At 61.2% G+C, this 13,079-nt stretch carries 11 protein-coding genes; 5 read left to right on the forward strand and 6 right to left on the reverse strand.

Annotation, left to right across the window (positions count from 1 at the left end):
• Positions 1–413 precede the first annotated feature (413 nt).
• On the forward strand, positions 414–1,607 hold the full coding sequence (locus M2447_RS04895) for a hypothetical protein (protein ID WP_277557652.1): 1,194 nt from the start codon (positions 414–416) through the stop codon (positions 1,605–1,607).
• Between the two features lie 323 nt (positions 1,608–1,930).
• On the opposite strand, the gene M2447_RS04900 is transcribed toward M2447_RS04895, so the two are convergent.
• Both M2447_RS04900 and M2447_RS04905 read right to left on the reverse strand, forming a co-directional pair.
• Complete coding sequence (locus tag M2447_RS04900; RefSeq protein ID WP_277557653.1) at positions 1,931–3,226, reverse strand: thymidine phosphorylase; 1,296 nt, start codon at positions 3,224–3,226, stop codon at positions 1,931–1,933.
• A 41-nt stretch (positions 3,227–3,267) separates the two neighbouring features.
• A complete protein-coding gene (locus tag M2447_RS04905) occupies positions 3,268–4,188 on the reverse strand; it encodes a hypothetical protein (protein ID WP_277557654.1) in 921 nt (306 codons plus the stop codon).
• A 114-nt stretch (positions 4,189–4,302) separates the two neighbouring features.
• Between M2447_RS04905 and lptD the strand changes: the two genes are divergently transcribed.
• From lptD to M2447_RS04925, 4 genes are all read left to right on the forward strand, one after another.
• Positions 4,303–6,453: an LPS assembly protein LptD gene (lptD, locus tag M2447_RS04910; RefSeq protein WP_277557655.1), complete on the forward strand. Its 2,151-nt coding sequence runs from the start codon at positions 4,303–4,305 to the stop codon at positions 6,451–6,453.
• Positions 6,454–6,580: 127 nt separating this feature from the next.
• Positions 6,581–7,822, forward strand: coding sequence for an RsmB/NOP family class I SAM-dependent RNA methyltransferase (locus M2447_RS04915; RefSeq protein ID WP_277557656.1), 1,242 nt, complete (start codon positions 6,581–6,583; stop codon positions 7,820–7,822).
• A 49-nt stretch (positions 7,823–7,871) separates the two neighbouring features.
• Complete coding sequence (hisH, locus tag M2447_RS04920; RefSeq protein ID WP_277557657.1) at positions 7,872–8,522, forward strand: imidazole glycerol phosphate synthase subunit HisH; 651 nt, start codon at positions 7,872–7,874, stop codon at positions 8,520–8,522.
• A gap of 147 nt (positions 8,523–8,669) precedes the next feature.
• The gene (locus M2447_RS04925; protein WP_277557658.1) at positions 8,670–9,401 is read left to right on the forward strand and encodes a TrmH family RNA methyltransferase; all 732 of its coding nucleotides are present in this window, start codon (positions 8,670–8,672) and stop codon (positions 9,399–9,401) included.
• A gap of 30 nt (positions 9,402–9,431) precedes the next feature.
• On the opposite strand, the gene M2447_RS04930 is transcribed toward M2447_RS04925, so the two are convergent.
• From M2447_RS04930 to M2447_RS04945, 4 genes are all read right to left on the reverse strand, one after another.
• Positions 9,432–10,823 carry a patatin-like phospholipase family protein gene (locus tag M2447_RS04930; RefSeq protein ID WP_277508080.1) on the reverse strand — a complete coding sequence of 464 codons (1,392 nt, stop codon included), beginning with the start codon at positions 10,821–10,823 and terminating at the stop codon, positions 9,432–9,434.
• A gap of 95 nt (positions 10,824–10,918) precedes the next feature.
• Positions 10,919–11,479, reverse strand: a complete 561-nt coding sequence (locus M2447_RS04935; protein WP_277557659.1) for a histidine phosphatase family protein — start codon at positions 11,477–11,479, stop codon at positions 10,919–10,921.
• Between the two features lie 28 nt (positions 11,480–11,507).
• Positions 11,508–12,134: a transposase gene (locus tag M2447_RS04940; protein ID WP_277557660.1), complete on the reverse strand. Its 627-nt coding sequence runs from the start codon at positions 12,132–12,134 to the stop codon at positions 11,508–11,510.
• A gap of 152 nt (positions 12,135–12,286) precedes the next feature.
• Positions 12,287–13,057 (reverse strand): adenosylcobinamide-GDP ribazoletransferase, encoded by a 771-nt coding sequence (locus tag M2447_RS04945; protein ID WP_277557661.1) that lies wholly within the window; start codon positions 13,055–13,057, stop codon positions 12,287–12,289.
• Positions 13,058–13,079: the final 22 nt, after the last annotated feature.

Genomic DNA, 13,079 nt, shown 5'->3' on the forward strand with positions numbered 1-13,079 from the left:
GCGTCGCCTGACTCCCAAAAACCCAAAAAAAGATGGCCGCTTTGGGTGCGCAGATTGCTTTGGTTTGTGATACCATTCTATATTTATGGCATAGGCTCATTCATACTACCGTTCGAAACGGCGGCCCAGCAGTTGCTATATCTTATGGTTATTATTGCCGGAACGCTGATTTTGCGCCGTTACCTGAAAAAGAAAAGAGCCTAGCCCGAAAACAGCCAATAACCCAAGGCCGAGTTTCGTTGATTTTTGGCGTGCATCCGTCCATTTCGACTTAAATCGATGCAACTCAAATCAATTCGCGTCGATTTATGTGCGCTCCTCCCCCTCTTACCCCAACCCGCATAAACATTACCATTGCCCAAATTTTTCCAAACTGTTGCATTGCAAACTCACACCCAAAAAAAACGAAACCCATGAAATTACTAAAAAACTCCACGCTTCTGGCATGCGGACTGGCGCTTTGCGCAATGCCGCAAACCATCCTCGCAAAGGGCGTGACGCCCAAACCCGGCGAAAACCCGGACATCAGCTACACGGTGAGCTTTGGCGAGGAGCTCAGCAAAACACCGGCGAAGCGCACCATCACCATCCCCAACGTCGGCGAGTTCCGCGTGCTCAAGGGCGACTTCCACATCCACACCCTTTTCTCCGACGGACGCGTCTGGCCCACCCAGCGCGTGATCGAGGCCGACGGCAACGGCCTCGACGTGATCGCCATCACCGACCACATCGAATACCGTCCGTTTGTCGGCGGCGTCCCCCGCAAGAACAAGGCCGGCAAAGTCACCAACTTCCCCCTGCTCAACGGGACCGAGGACTACAACCTCTCCTACGAGATTGCCAAGGTCGAAGCCGGCAAGCGCAAGCTCCTTCTGGTGCGCGGCACCGAGATCACCAAAAGCAAAATGCCCCCCGGCCACGTCAACGCGCTCTTCGTCACCGACGTGAACAAGATCGCGGCGAAGCAGGACGACTTCCGCGAAATGTTCAAGGAGGCCGTGGCGCAAGGCGGCTTCCTGCTCTGGAACCATCCCGGCTGGGAGGCGCCCAAAAGCGGCGGCATCGAAAAGGGCGCGCCGACCACCTTCACCGACGTTCACACGGAAATGTATGAAAAAGGCTGGATGCACGGCATCGAGGCTTTCAACGGCAAGCAGTTTTATCCCGTCGTGGCAAAATGGTGCACCGACAAAAACCTCGCCGTTTTTGCCAACAGCGACATCCACCCGCCCGAGTTCGACATGTATGGCGTGCGCAATCCCCTGCGCCCAATCACGCTGATCTTTGCCAAGGAAAAAACCCTGGAATCGGTTCGCGAGGCGTTCTTCGCCAAGCGCACCATCGGCTGGGCCGCGAACATGATTTTCGGACAGGAAAAATGGGTGCGCCAGCTCTTCGACGCCTGCGTTGAAATCAAAAAGGAAGGCGGAAACCTGATCTTTGTGAACCGCAGCAGCATCCCCGCCAAAATCAAGGTCGGCGAACAAACCGTGACACTCGATCCGATGTCCAACGCCACCGCCCAATCCGGCGCGGCAGCCAAGACGATCACCGTGGAAAACTGGCTGGTCGGCAAATACAAGCCGCTCATCGTGCCTGTGAACTGATCCTGCGGCAGCATCACAATCTCACCCTCAAAAGGGCGGCTGAAAAGCCGCCTTTTTTCATGCGCGCAACGCATGATGTTTCGCGTAGGGGCGCACCTTGCGTGCGTCCTCGTGGTCGCCCGCTTTGTGCATACGCTCGCACACAGTCTCTCGCATAATACCAACGTCTACGAGCTTTTGGACTTTGGTAGGGCGAACCCTCCGGGTGAGCCGTTCACGGCTTCGGCTCACCCGGAGGGTTCGCCCTACCCTGAATAGTCTGAAAACATAAGGATGTTGGTATAAGAGGTCGCATGTCAGGTGCGTCCCCACGGCGCCCCCCCTTAAATGATTTCGGTCACCAACGCCTCCACCGCGACCGGCGCCTGCGAAAACGTGATTGCCCGCGCCACGCCTTCGTGAGCCTCCGCAAGCGCGTCCTCGTTATTCGCATGGATAACCGCGAGCGTGTCGCCCGCCGCCACGCGCTCGCCCGCTTTCACGAGTTTCGAAATGCCAACCGCATGGTCGATCTTGTCCTCCGCGCGAACACGGCCCGCGCCCAAACGCAACGCCGCCAACGCAACACCCATTGCGTCCACACCCGCGACATAACCGCCCGCGCCGGAACCGGCAACAACCGCCTCCTGATGTTTCGCCGACGGCAAATGCCCCGGCGGATCATCGACCACGCGCGGATCGCCATTTTGCGCGACGATGAGCGCGCGCAGTTTTTCCAACGCCGCGCCACTCGCGATTGCGTTTTCCAATTTTGCGCGCGCCTCCCCCATCGTCTTCGCCACGCCCGCGAGCAACAACATCTGTTCGCCAAGCGCATAAGTGACCTCCATCAAATCCGCCGGGCCGTTACCGCGCAGGCAGTCGATGCACTCCGCGATTTCGAGCGCGTTGCCCACGGCGCGGCCAAGCGGCTGGTTCATCGCGGTGAGCAATGCGCGCGCGGGTTTGCCCAGATGGCGGCACGCGGCGACCATCGTCGTCGCGAGTTCGCGCGCGCGAGCCTTTTCCCTCATGAACGCGCCCGCGCCGAACTTCACGTCGAGCACGAGCGCGTCGATTCCCTCGGCGAGTTTTTTTGACAAAATGCTGCCCGTGATAAGCGGGATGCTTTCAACCGTGCCCGTCACATCGCGCAACGCGTAAAGTTTTTTGTCGGCGGGCGCGAGTTCGGCGGTCTGCCCGATGAGCGCGACGCCGAGCGTTTCCATTTGCGCGCGATACTCGGGCAACGTGAGCCCGACGCGAAACCCCGGAATCGACTCCAGCTTGTCGAGCGTGCCGCCCGTGTGCCCGAGACCGCGCCCGCTCATCATCGGCACCGCCACGCCGCACGCCGCGACCATCGGCGCCAGGTGGATTGAGACCTTGTCCCCCACCCCGCCGGTCGAGTGCTTGTCAACCTTGGGAAGGCGAACGCCCGGCAAATCCGCGACCGTGCCCGAGTTCATCATCGCCTCCGTGAGCGCGGCGGTCTCGTCCGTATCCATCCCGCGAATACAAATTGCCATGAGCATCGCGCTCAACTGGTAATCGGCCCAGGAGCCGTCGGTCGCGCCGCGCACAAAAGCGCCGATCTCGTCGCGCGTGAGTTTTCGCGCGTCCCTTTTCGCGGCGATCACATGTCGGGGGGATTTGGATGAAGGGATCATAATCTCCTCAATCACTCAGCAATAAAGAGATGCCCCGCAAAACATCCGCGACCGGGCAACAGACCTCGTTCTAATAGCACATGCGCAATAGCATTCCGATATGCGCTATATTTTTCACCCTCCTGCCTCATATACAAATTATCCAAATCGCTCCCATGTCCTCGAAACCCATTTTTCAACGCTGAATCAGGAATATCTTTCAACACAACACGCATTGCATCAAGTATTACATCACCATAATGCGGATTGATGTTCGCCAGTGCTTCCTGATTCGAAAAATGAAACACTTGGTCCTTGTTCGCGAGAGCCAAGTCCAACGCTTTCCGAACACCCTCATCCGAATAAGGAATATTGTTCTCCCTATGAATTGCCCCGAGCAGAAATGGCGCCTCCACACACACAACCCGAGCCTCATTTGTATTGTCATTTACGACAGTGATCAGGACGAAATTGGGCGCTGTAGATCTATTCAAAATGGCTCGGCGAAAAAACGCATCTACTCTCGACACAAACGCCACAGGCGTCCGGCGGCTGACCCAATCAATCAATGGATCATCCACCGACCACTCGCATGGCAGATCATTTAGTTCGTTGGATTTACCAGCATCTAATAATAGCGAAATCCTGCTGGATTTTTTCGGGATAATTTCAACAGGCGCGACAGTCCACCTCTCGTCACGTCCATCCATGTTCGACTCACGAACCGTGCACTTGCCGAGCACTCCGCCAAGCACGACCTTTTTTTGCGACCTGGCGAAAAAACAGCGCTCGCGACTCGGCATTATCCGTCCTTCTGCCACCGATTCAATGCGCATCTCGGGAAACCCCGCCCTGTTGAAAATTTCATCCGTGCGATCCATCTCCGGCGCGGAAAACAAACTTCCGCAAAGCTCCACTACTCCGATGCCAAACATGGCGATGAAGGTTTTCATGACTGCGCACGCTACACCTCTGCATTGGCGAGTCAACACGCCACACCCATGATCGCTCGCGGCAAAACCCCGTGCTTGCACGCCGGCCCGCGTCTCACTTTGCTCCCGCGAATCGTGATTCGTCGCCTTTTCGCCATTTTTATTCTCACCCTGCCGCCGCTCTGCGTTTTTGCGGACGGCACGGCGACGGTGTCACGCACGGCGTCCGCGCTCGCGCGCGAGTTTGCTTTTCAGGATTTCGAATTCACCGCGGGCAATGTGCGCACTGATCGCGCGACGCGCGACATCGTTTACACCGGCGACGCCCGTTTCACCCAGGGCATCGCGCTCCTCACCGCCGACGAGCTGCGCTACAACCGCGCGGGCAACACCGCCGTCGCGCGCGGCCGTGTCGTTTTCACGCGCGGCCCCATGCGCATGCTGGCCGACGAGCTCGTCTACAACATCGCCGACGGCACGTTCTCCGTCGAGGCGCCCCGGCTCGGCGAGTTTCCCTACTACATTTCGGGCGCGAGGGCGTCCGGCTCCGCGCAGGCCGTCACGCTCACGGAGGCCACCGTATCGTATCAGGAACCCGGCGTCTTTGTCCCGCAGCTCGGCGCCGGCTCGCTCACCTACACAAGCGGGCCCGACCAGCGTATCCACACATCGAATACACGCATCGGCATCGGCGCGGTTCCCGTCATCAAGCTGCCTCGCCTTTCGCAGGGCGTAGGAGGGAATTCCTTCATCGGCAACACCAGCGGCAGGATCGGTTATCGCGGCAACCTCGGCGCGTTCCTCGACCTTGGCACGCTTGTGCCCGTCGCCGACGGACTCCGGCTCGGCGGCAATGTCGGTTACTACACCAAGCGCGGCGTCCTTTTCGGCCCCGCCGCCGCCTACGACATCGCAACGCCCGGCGGCGGGCGCATGACCGGTTCGCTCAACACCGGCTACATCCACGACAACGGCAACCGCCTCACAGACATCCTCGACCGCCCCGTGCCGGCCGACCGGGGATTCGTCACGTGGCGGCACAGCCAGGGCGTCACCCCCAACCTGCGTGTTTTTGGCGAGATAAACTACTGGAGCGATTCCGAGATCATTCGCGATTTCAGGCGCAACGAGTTCTATCCCGTGCAGCAGCCGGACAATTTTCTCGAGGCCGACTATGCGCGCGACAACTTCATCATTTCCGTCTTCGCCCGCGCGCAGCTCAATTCCTACTACCCCGTCCAGCAACGCCTTCCCGAAGTCCGCTTCGACCTCCTCCCCTCCCTCATCGGCGTGCAGGGGATTTATCAAAAAGGCCAGGCCAGCGCCGCCTCGCTCACCGACGACTCGCCGCTTTATCTGCCCGCGAGCATCGACAGCAACCGCCTCGACGCCTACTACGCGCTCTACCGCCCCGTCGCCTACAAGGACATCGCCACGCTCACCCCCGTGTTCGGCGCGCGCGTCACCCACTATGCCGACGCCAACGGCAAAAAAGACTACACTCGCTACCTCGGCGAAATCGGCTTCGACGCCACGCTCCGCGCCGCCGGCACTTTCGATTACAAAAACGAAAAATGGGGCATCGACGGCCTCCGCCACCTCGTCACGCCGCGTCTCTCCTACCGCTACATCCCGAAAGCCGACAAGGGCTCGGCCTATATTCCGCCCGTTGACGACCAATCTTTCTCCACCTACCTCCAGCCTCTCGGCCTCGGCGAGATTCGCAACATCGACCAAATCAGCTCCACGAACACCTTCCGCATCGGCCTCGACAACACACTCCAGACCCGCGACAAGGAATACGGCTCGCGCGACCTCGCCATGCTCAACCTCGCCGCCGATTTTCGCCTCGACCGCACCGCGCCCGACGGCGAGCACGACCTCTCCGCCATCCATGCCGAACTCGCGCTCATGCCCGCGCCGTGGCTCCGTTTCAACCTCTACCAAAGTTTCACCCCGCAGGATTTCACACTCCGCGAAATCAACACCGGTTTCTCAATCAACGACGGCTCGCTCTGGTCCGCCGGCCTGTCCACGCACTATCTGAAAGGCCAGATCAACGAATACATTGCCGAGGGCCGCTACCGCCTCAACGAAACCTACCAGGCCTACGCGCGCCTGCGCTACGACGCGCGCGAGCATCGCTTCAACGAACGCAGCTTCGGCATCATCCAAAAACTCGGCCACAACCTCTGGACGATTCGCTACGGCATCTCGCTCTACGAAGGCCAGGCCCGCGAAAGCAAATTCGGCTTTAGCATCGAGGTTCGCCTCATGAATTTTTGAGAAATTACGAATTACCAATTACAAATTACTAATGGAAAACACCCATGCGCCCGAAGCACGGCACACCCACCCGACGCGTCATTCATAATTAGTAATCAGTCATTAGTAATCCGTAATTAACACCCCCATGTCGCGCGCCGAAAACCAGCTACGCACCTTTGAAACACTTTGGGACGAAATCCGCCCCCACATCCGCACCGATCGCAACCTCCCCGCGCGCATCCAGCAACGCCTCGCCAAGGAAAAACGCTTCGGCTCCCGCGACCGCCGCCTCTATCGCGAGCTCATCTACACCGCGCTGCGCCACCTGCCCTGGCTCGAAACCCAAAACACCCACGCCAGCCCGTCCTTCATTCCGCATTCCGAACTCCGCATTTCGCATTTGGCTCTCTGGCTCGCCCCCGACACCCCCGGCACGCTTCCCCTCAAACAGCAACTCCTCGCCAACTTTCCGCCCGCGCCCGCCACCATCGCCGAACGCGCCGCGCTCCTCGGCGAGCAACCCGCCGCGCTTCTCCCCGCGTGGTTTCGCGAGCATTGTCCGGCGGCCTTCGAGCCGCCCAACATCGACGCGCTCCACACGCGCGCCCCGCTCTGGCTCCGCCTGCAAACCGACGACCCCGCGCCCGTCTTTGCCGAGTTCACCGCGCGCGGCTGGACATGGCGCGCCTCGCCCGTCCTCCCCGACGCCATCGAACTCCAAGCCGCCAACGACCCCGACCTCACAAAAACCGAGGCCCACCAACGCGGCCTTTTCGAAATCCAGGACCTCGGCTCGCAACTCATCCTGCCGACCGCGCTCGCATCTTTCAGCCCTTCAGCCCTTCAGTCCTTCAGCCTTTTTCTCGACGCTTGCGCCGGCGCCGGCGGCAAGACGCTCCAACTCGCGCGCCTCTTCCCCAACGCACAAATCGACGCCACCGACCCGCGCCCTGACGCCCTCGCTGAACTCAAAACCCGCGCCGCCCGCGCAAACATAAAAAACATCCGCATCGTCCCCCAACCCACGCTTGCGTCCGGCAATCCAAAATCCCACGACGTAGTCGTAGTGGACGCCCCTTGCAGCGGCACCGGCACATGGCGTCGCGCCCCGCACCTCAAATACACGACCACCGAGGCGACCATCCGCGACGCCGCCGCGCTCCAGCAAAAAATTTTCCGCCGCCACGCGCCGCTCGTCCGCGACGGCGGCTTGCTCATCTACGCCACCTGCTCGCTCAGCCGCCGCGAAAACGAGGACGTTGTCGCCGCCTTCCTCGCCGATCCCGCGCACGCCGATTTCACACTCGTGCGGCAAACCACCATTCTCCCCGCCGAGCACAACACCGACGGCTTTTTCACCGCCACGCTCCGTCGCGGCTCGATTTAAGTCGACTTAAACCGCCGCTCAAAAAAACATACGCGCCTTTTCTCCGTCCGTGAACAACGACCAGACAGACACCGCAACCACACACATCGCCGTCATCGACAACGGCATTTGCAACCTGCGCAGCGTCACCAAGGCGATCGAGGCCGTTGGCGCCGCCACACACGTCATACGCACGCCCGCCGAGCTGCCCGCCGCGGCCACCGGGCTTGTCCTGCCCGGCGTCGGCGCGCTCCGCGATTGCGTCGCCTCGCTGCAAGCCAGCGGCCTCGCCGGCACCGTGCGCGAGTGGATCGCCGCCGACCGCCCCTTCCTCGGTGTGTGCCTCGGCATGCAGGCGCTCTTCGAATATTCCGAGGAAGGCGACACGCGCGGCCTCGGCATTCTCCCCGGCAAAGTCGTCCGCTTCGAGCTTCCGCCCGAATACAAAATCCCGCACATGGGCTGGAACACCGTGCGCTTCACGCAACCCGACTCCCCCCTCGCCGCCGGGCTCAAGCCCGAGGGCGAGGCGTTTTATTTCGTGCACAGCTACCACTGCGCGCCCGCCGATCCCTCGGTCGTGCTCGCCACCAGCGATTACGGCGGCGCGTTCACCGCGGCAATCGCGCGCGGCAACTGCCACGCCACGCAATTCCACCCCGAAAAAAGCCAGGCGCGCGGCCTGCAAATCTACCGCAACTTCGTGAAAATATCCCGCTGAACGAATTTTCGATTCTCGATTTTCGATTTTCGATTGCGCGCTACCGCGCGGCGCCGAATTCGAAAACGGAGCGGAAGCTCCCAATCGAAAATCGTTTCGAGCGCCAGCGACAGTCTGCCAAATCCAAAATCGAAAATTCCCACCCCCATGCTCTTCAAAACCGACATCGCCCGCATTCGCTCGCTCCGCGAAAAAAAACATCGCGAGGCGCTCGGCCTTTTTGTCGTTGAGGGCGAAAAAGTCATCGCCGAACTCCTCCGCGAAAAATTCCCCTTCCTGGAAATCTACGCCACGCCAGACTCGACGCTCGCCCAAAACGCGACACCCGTCACCGAGGCCGAAATGGCGCGCATCAGCCACTACCCGACACCGGGCACCGCGCTCGCCGTCGGCCCGATCGCGCGCCCCGCGCTCGCCGACAACGAGCTCGCGCGCGGACTCACACTCGCGCTCGACGACATCCAGGACCCCGGCAACGTCGGCACGCTCCTGCGCATCGCGGACTGGTTCGCCTTCGACCGCGTCGTCTGCTCGCCCGGGTGCGCCGATCTTTTTTCGCAAAAAGTCATCAACGCCAGCATGGGCTCCTTCGCGCGCGTGCGCGCCGTCGCCACTCCGATCGCCCCCGTTCTCATCGAGGCCGCGCAAGCAGACACGCCCGTTCTCGGCTGCGATCTCGGCGGCGGCGATGTGCACGAGCTCGAGCCCCTTCACAATGCCGTCGTTGTCGTCGGCAGTGAGGGACGCGGACTCACGCCGGAAGTTCGCGCGACGGTCACGCGACTTGTCACCATTCCCCGCCACGGCCGCGCCGAATCACTCAACGCCGCCATCGCCGCCGCCATCGTCGCTGACAACCTCCGTCGCGCGCAATCGTAACAGGTTTTGCCTCCGGGGTGCCCGCTGGATTCATTTCCCGCGATTGTCTCCGGCAAGGTCGCGCAGGAGGCGTTGAAACTCCGGCGAGTCGCGCAGGATTTTTCCGCCCGCGGCTGTCAGGCGGTCTATTGTTTTGTCGGGCAGGTGAAAACGAGTCGGCAGGGTTTGGAAAAATTCGCGTTCGTTGTCGTCGGAAAGTTTTTCGAAATCGACGATGACGATGTAAAACTCGGGCGCGAGCTGCGCCGCGGCGGTGAAGGGGCGGTCCCTGTATTGCCAGTCCTCGACGAGGTGCATGAGCGACTCGAGCGTGCGCGCGTTGCGCTGGTTGCCGCGGATGTCGTTTATTTGCCTCATGGTTTCGAGCGAGCCGGGCGTGCGTTCCACGTCGGTGAGGTGGCCGCCGCGCCGCGCCTCGGCGTTCACGATCACGATGAGGAGTTTTTCGGGCGGTTTCATGCGCACGTGGGCCATCAATTCGTGCAGGCCGCCGAGCATCACGCTCGCGTCGATGATGCCGTGCAGCCCGAGGTTGTCGGACATGCCCCCGTCAACGAGGTGAATGAAGGGCCGCTCGCCCGCGTCGGTGTAGGAGCGCATGATTTTGCGCAGGTATTGCTCGCGCTCGGTGAGGGGGCGCAACGGGTCGGTCTTGCGCGCGGGCAGCAGAAGCGGATCGACGTAGGTGGCCGAGGAGGTCTTGGTGGAATAGTTTTTGAGCGTGACCGGCGTGAGCGCGACGGGCACTGCGGACGAGGCGGCGACGGCGCGGGAAATGGGGTAACGGGAAAGGTCCGACGAGATCAGGTCGAAGGTTGTCTGCGTGAAGGAGAATTGCTCGGCGTTGCCCGCGTCGGTGGCGTTGATGGAGAGGATGGGACGGTTTCCGTTTTTGAGGAGATCGCCGAAGGTGGCGCCCTTGAAGAGGCGCTTGTCGTAGTAGCGGGCGGCCATGTCGCTGCGTCCGTAGTAACCGGAGCCGAGGCGAAACCACCAGTAGGGATTGAGGAGGCGCAGGCTGAGGGCGGCGTCGGTGTTGTGCTTGAGGTAGCGTTTTTCGAAGTCCTCGAAAATGCGATCCCCGTAGAGGCCGTAATAGGCGGCGGTGAAGCTGCCGCCGGAAACGGACGAGATGAACTCAATCCGGTCGCTCAGGCGGTGCGCGTGCCCGTCGAGCGAAACGCTCGTGTCGGCAAGCGCCTTGAGCACGCCGTAGGAAAGCGCGGAGGCGCGTTTGCCGCCGCCGGAAAAAAACAGAAAAACGGCGAGGTCGGTTGTGTTTTCAGCGGGCGCGCGCAGGCTCTCGGGAGGCGGCGTGTCCTTGTCGAGCGGCTGGTTGAGCGGCGCGTGGGCGCAGCCGGAAAACAAAAACGCAATGGCAAACAAAACCGCCAACACAACCGCGCCGCGTGCGAAACGCACGCGTGCACTCAAAATTTGAAGAACGTAAGCCGGGCGCGACATGACGAAGTTTTGTCCCGCAGAGAGAACGATTGCGGAAAATAAGTGTCAACGCTTCACGCGGCGGCCAGCGGCGAACCATGCGGCACGGGCTCGCCGAAAAAGTCCATCAGGCCGCGCCCGCTCGCATGGGCGAGCCACGAACGGATCACGCCCGCGTGCGTGATGATTGCGATGCGCAACGCGCCGCTTTCATCCGCCGCGATGCGCGAAAGAATTTCGTCGCGAACCCCGCCGACGCGCGCGTGCAGCTCCGCGCCCGTCTCGCCGCCTGGCGGACGGACGCGCATCGGGTCGAGCGCCCACGCCTCGCTCCGCGGCGAACGAAAGCTTTCCCACGCGCGGTTCTCCCATTCACCGAAATCGAGCTCGAGCAGGCGCGGATCGACGCGGATATTGGAAGCGCCAAAACGCTCCGCGAGCCGCGTGCAGCGCGAGGCCGGGCTCGTCCAAATTTCGGACGGCCTCCAGGGCATGAGTGAAAGCGCGGTCGCGGCTTCATCGGCAAAAGTGGACGCGAGCGGCACATCGGTTTGCCCGTAGCAAACCCCCGGCGCGACATCGACACGCGTGTGGCGGATGAGAAAAACGCGGGAAACGCTCCGGGAAGGTAGCACAGACATTCCTGTCTGTGCCTGTGCCGCTTTATTTTTTGTATAGCCAGTATTCATCGAAACTCAGGCCGGCCTTGCGCGGGTTGTCCGCAATATAGCGAAAGTAATGTGCAAGCTGTTCATTGCTGCGAACAATGTGGTCGTAGCTCTCGTCATGCCAGAACGATCCTGTTGTGCCGAGCAGTTGATTGGCCGCTCTCGCGCTCGCGCCCTTGATGCCCTTTAGAGTCGCGGTGATTGTGTGATGATGGAGCGGCTGCATCAAAGCATGGACGTGCGTGGGCATGATCACGGCTGCATGCAGCAAAAAACGTTCGCCGACAAAACGTGCCAGACAGTTGATGACAATGTCCCTAACATGGGATTTTGCGAGCGCGCGCGAACCGTTGCCCTGATCGAGCCATGCTTCATAATGTTTGCCGAAGCGTTCGTCATATTCGGCCCAAACCGCGGCATCCCACGGCGGCGGATGCGCTTGTTTCCAAACGTTGAAGCTGTTTCGCCATGTGCGCAGCGTTTCCTGCGGGATGGAATCAGCGAGTCTAAAAGTGATCCAATAAACGGCCCCGGTGTTTGCGCTGATTGTCCAGTGGGGAAGATTTCTCCGGGATATGTGTATATCCGCGCCGAGGCCGACGAGATCGCGTTCGTGGGGCATGGGATTGATGAGGTTCGCGAGGACTTTTCGTCAGCGCAATTTGAACGCAAGTGAATACCGCACTATTCATAAAAACAGCACGGATATTTCCGGCTGGGTCTGTCTGTGTTCGGTGCGCGAGTGATTTCACGGCACAGACAGGAATGTCTGTGCTACCTTGCCCAAACGAGCGCGATTGCGCAGAGATAAAACGCGGCCTCGCAAACCTGCTGGGTCGCGCCGAGGCAGTCGCCGGTGTAGCCGCCGATGCGGCGTTTGCAGAGCCACGCCATCACCGCGCGCGCGGCGGCAACCGCGACCAGCGTCCACCAAAAACGCACCGGCAGCAGCGCGAGCGGCGCGAGCGCGAACACAAGCGAAATCACCAGGCGCCAGCCGCGCAGCGTGGTGGCGAGCGGTTTCGCCTTCCCCTGCTCGCTCACATACGCGAGCGTGGTCATGAGCGTGCCGGACGCGCCGCGCGACACCGTGTGCGCCGCGAGCAAAAGCGCGGGCGCGAGCCACGCCGGTTGCAACGGCAGCGCGGCGACCGCCTGCCATTTGAGCGTGAGCATGACGACAAGCCCGATCGCGCCGAACGCGCCGATGCGCGAGTCGCGCATGATTTCGAGCACGCGGTCCTTCGGCGCGCCGCTGCCGAAGCCGTCGCACATGTCGGCAAAGCCGTCCTCATGAAACGCGCCGGTGAGCAACAGCGTGACGGCAAGGCTCGCGCCGCTGGCGATTGCGGGCGGCCAGATTTGAATCGCGCCCCACCACGCGAGCGCCGCCGCGCCGCCCGTGAGCCAGCCGACCAGCGGAAAATAAGCCGACGAGCGTTGCAGGTCGCCGGGATCGTAGTCCTTGAACGACGGCATCGGAATTCGCGTGAAAAACATCACCGCGGAATGCAGCGCGCGAAGCTCAGTTTGGAGGAAAGACATGGTTTAAAACGAAGAAAGAGGC

This window comes from Ereboglobus sp. PH5-10, assembly GCF_029504735.1.
In the GTDB taxonomy this organism is placed as follows: domain Bacteria; phylum Verrucomicrobiota; class Verrucomicrobiia; order Opitutales; family Opitutaceae; genus Ereboglobus.

Excerpts from the sequence above, each read along its gene's own strand:
- M2447_RS04895 (WP_277557652.1), top strand. The coding sequence starts at position 414 with ATGAAATTACTAAAAAACTCCACGCTTCTGGCATGCGGACTGGCGCTT.
- M2447_RS04905 (WP_277557654.1), bottom strand. The coding sequence starts at position 4,188 with ATGAAAACCTTCATCGCCATGTTTGGCATCGGAGTAGTGGAGCTTTGC.
- M2447_RS04915 (WP_277557656.1), top strand. The coding sequence starts at position 6,581 with ATGTCGCGCGCCGAAAACCAGCTACGCACCTTTGAAACACTTTGGGAC.
- M2447_RS04925 (WP_277557658.1), top strand. The coding sequence starts at position 8,670 with ATGCTCTTCAAAACCGACATCGCCCGCATTCGCTCGCTCCGCGAAAAA.
- M2447_RS04940 (WP_277557660.1), bottom strand. The coding sequence starts at position 12,134 with ATGCCCCACGAACGCGATCTCGTCGGCCTCGGCGCGGATATACACATA.
- M2447_RS04945 (WP_277557661.1), bottom strand. The coding sequence starts at position 13,057 with ATGTCTTTCCTCCAAACTGAGCTTCGCGCGCTGCATTCCGCGGTGATG.